This is a genomic window from Methanocalculus sp. (assembly GCF_029762515.1).
Classification (GTDB): domain Archaea; phylum Halobacteriota; class Methanomicrobia; order Methanomicrobiales; family Methanocorpusculaceae; genus Methanocalculus.
On the sequence record NZ_JARVGN010000264.1, the window covers coordinates 1 to 3,300 of the forward strand.

3 protein-coding genes are annotated in these 3,300 nt (G+C 54.7%); all 3 read left to right on the top strand.

The annotated features are described in order from the left end of the window. Window positions 1–1,068: hypothetical protein (locus QCH34_RS09355; protein WP_300333241.1), on the top strand; the 1,068-nt coding region annotated here is incomplete at its 5' end. Window positions 1,069–1,152: 84 nt separating this feature from the next. Beyond that, window positions 1,153–2,730, top strand: coding sequence for a methyltransferase domain-containing protein (locus QCH34_RS09360; protein WP_300333244.1), 1,578 nt, complete (start codon window positions 1,153–1,155; stop codon window positions 2,728–2,730). Window positions 2,731–2,827: 97 nt separating this feature from the next. Next, a partial coding sequence (locus QCH34_RS09365) for a PAS domain-containing protein (RefSeq protein ID WP_300333248.1) occupies window positions 2,828–3,300 on the top strand: 473 nt, incomplete at its 3' end.

The window sequence follows — 3,300 nt, forward strand, 5'->3', positions numbered from 1 at the left end:
GCAAGTGCAGGTGCCGGACGGATCTTTGCCATCCTCGGCGTCGCAGTCTGGGGCGGCTCGATCGTCGCCTTTTCATTGGTGAAAGGGGGTGGGATAGAGAAGATACAAGCAGATCTGGCCGCGATATCACGACGCCCTGCGATGCATTCCGGGCTTGCCGGATGGCTCCTTGCAGTCCCCTTTATGTGCGCGATCACCCCTTTTCTTGTCCTTGCACCACTGATGAAAGGCAGATCAGCTGATCCGAAGAGGACAGGGGTACTCCTCTCCCTCGTCGCATGCGGATCGGTGCTCTCCTTTGTCCTGATCGCACCGGCACCTGTGATGACAACTCTCATGCAGGTCTTCTCAACGGATCCCGGATTAAACCGGATCACAATTCCCCTCTCCCTGATCCTCCTTCTGCTGATGATTCTCCTTTTAGGGCGCAGCATACGGATGGAGGAGACACAGGAGAGAGAAGAGGGAGGTTTGGGAAGAGCTGCTGCCTGGGCACCCCTTATCGTGCCGATCGGAATCATCGTCACCGGATTTATGATACCCGGGGTGGGTGCAGACGTGATCCTTCCGGTTGCTCTCCTTGCCGGAGCGGCAGTTGCGGTGCTCCTGATTGCGAGAAGTCTGCGTAGAGAGGCGGTTGGTGAGGGGACAAAGCATGCAGGTGTGATCATCTTTGATCTCTGTGGCGCCGGTGCCCTCGGAGGGGTGATCGCGGCCAGTTCGTTCCCTACAGATGTCGCTGACCTCCTTGGAGTAATGATCCCGCTTGCAATCATCCCATTCATCCTGGCATGCTTCATCCAGACCGCACAGGGCTCCCGGCTCGTTACTGCTGTCATCACCGCGGATATCATTGCGGGAACTGCGATCCCTCACCTGATCCCGGCATCTGCCCTCTTCCTGATGATCGCCGCCGGAACGATGGTGATCAGCTATGCAAGCGATCCCTTCTTCTGGCTCGTGAACAGAACAGCATGCCAGAGTGTTGCGGAGACGGTGAAGACATTCACCATCCCGCTTGCTGTTGCCGGGTGTGTGGTTTTCGGGGTTGCCCTGCTCCTGATCTGATGCACAAGTCAGAAACAGATATACCCACCATTCACCACCTGTGGGTTTCATCACTCCTGCAATCCGATTGTACAGGAGGATCAGATGACAGACGAGACAAACAGGAGAAGATTCATCCGCTGGACGGAAGAGCGGCCGGTATTTTCACTCACCTCATTCTTTGCAGAAGCGAACGATCCACGAGGGCACCAGCATATGCTCAGTGAGATCCTCCCCCTCCTGCCAGAGAGCGGGTGCGAGATGGTGAAGGAAGGTCTGGATCTGATCATCAGGTGGAAGCAGGCAGATCCATGCCCGCCACCGGCTACGCCTGAAATACGGAAGGTTGAATCTCCCGTTCAGACTGCCATAGAATCGTTCATCACCGCAAAAACCGGAAAGCCATGGAGCGATCCTGCCACCCTTGACCGGATACGGGAGGCGATCATTGCCCAGAAAGATTCCTACTGGAAGGAAGGGGATGAACGGGTCATCAGGTACATAACCGGATACAGCATCTTCGCCTATCTCACCTACCATTTTCCGGTCTATTACATCCAGATGCGCCATCTCCTCCGGGAACTGATGAATGACGGCCTGCTTCCCCGGAGGATGGCAGTCCTTGATGTCGGATCCGGTCCGGGAACAGTAACACTCGCCCTTGCCTCACTCTTAAACGATATGCCGGAATGCCGGGCAACCATCCATGCGATCGAACAGGCAGGCGAGTTCATCGAGGCATATAAGAAGATTGTAATACCCTGTGCAGAGAAGAACAGAGGAATAACAGCTCTTCCGCCGTCGGCAACCGATATTACCAACCCACAGTCACCCCTCCCTGAAGGCCCCTTTGACCTGATCGTCTGTGCCAATGTACTCAATGAGATCCATGACCCGGCGGTTCGTGAAGAGACCGTTATGCGGCTTGCCGGGAGACTCCGGGAGAACGGGACGCTCCTCATCTGCGAGCCCGCTGATCTCGCAAACGCAACCGCGCTCCGCGATCTCTCCCGCCGCCTGAAAGAACGTGGCCTTCCGATATATGCCCCTTGCAATGATATCCGGGGTGTGCCCTGCCAGGTGGAGCGGTGCTGGAGCTTTATCGCCCTACCCGAGGTGGCACCGACACGGCTGATGAATGCGGTGGCAGATAGCGATGAGCCGTTCCGTTTCTATAACACCGATATCAAGACTGCGTTTGCGATCCACAGAAGAGATGGAAGAAAAAAGATTGGCTACCGTGTCCCACCCGGCACCAAAGCCGAACGAATATCCCGGTTGTCACGTCATGAAGAGAAGAAGATCAATATCATTGCATCAAAGATCTCAGAGAATATCGGCGATTCCGGCACCTTCCTCTACCGGATCTGTGACGGCACCGGAAGACGCGAGGCATATGCAGCACTCCCCGCCTACCATATAACCGAAGAGAATGCGGCACTCCGTCAGGCAGCATATGGATCGGTTCTCAGGTTCAACCGGGTGTTTGTCAGGCACCATAAAAAATACGATGCATACCATCTGCTCCTGACAAAAGAATCCTCGGTTGAGCTGATCGAAGGAGAACTGCCGGAGGGGGAGACAGCTCCCGTGCGGGAGGCAAGGCAGGAGACAAAGAAGGCAGTCAAGCGCAGAAAAGAAGAGAGCGCCAAGGCGAAAGGGAAGAAGACTGCCCGGCGATGAACGGATTATCCGGAACAGGCCGACTGCACCATCACCTTTTTTAGCGAATCAATTATCTATACCGATCCAGATACAGTAGCATCAGCGAGGAAGAAAGATGGTTATGGAGAAAGAAGAGGGGGGAAGAGGGCAGATCGAGACTGCACTTGCTGCAGGAAGTCTTGCATGGTGGATATGGGATGTGGCAACAGGCCACGTCGATTACAGCCCTGAAAAAGCAACGATGCTTGGGTATGACCCATCTGATTTTCCCAATACCGTCTATGAGATAACCGATCTGATCCATCCCGATGATCATGAGAAGACAATGGATGCCATGCGGGATCATCTCACCGGAAAAAAAGCATTATATGAAGCCGAATACAGGATAAAAACGATAGATGGGGGGTACCTCTGGTATTATGACCGGGGGATGGTTACCAGGCGGAATCCTGACGGGAGCCCGGCAACCCTCACCGGGATCGTGATCAACTTTGATCCCTGGAAGAAGGCAGAAGAGGCGATCCGCCTTGCCAATACCAAACTGAACCTCCTCTCAAGCATCACCCGCCATGATATCCTCAACTCGGT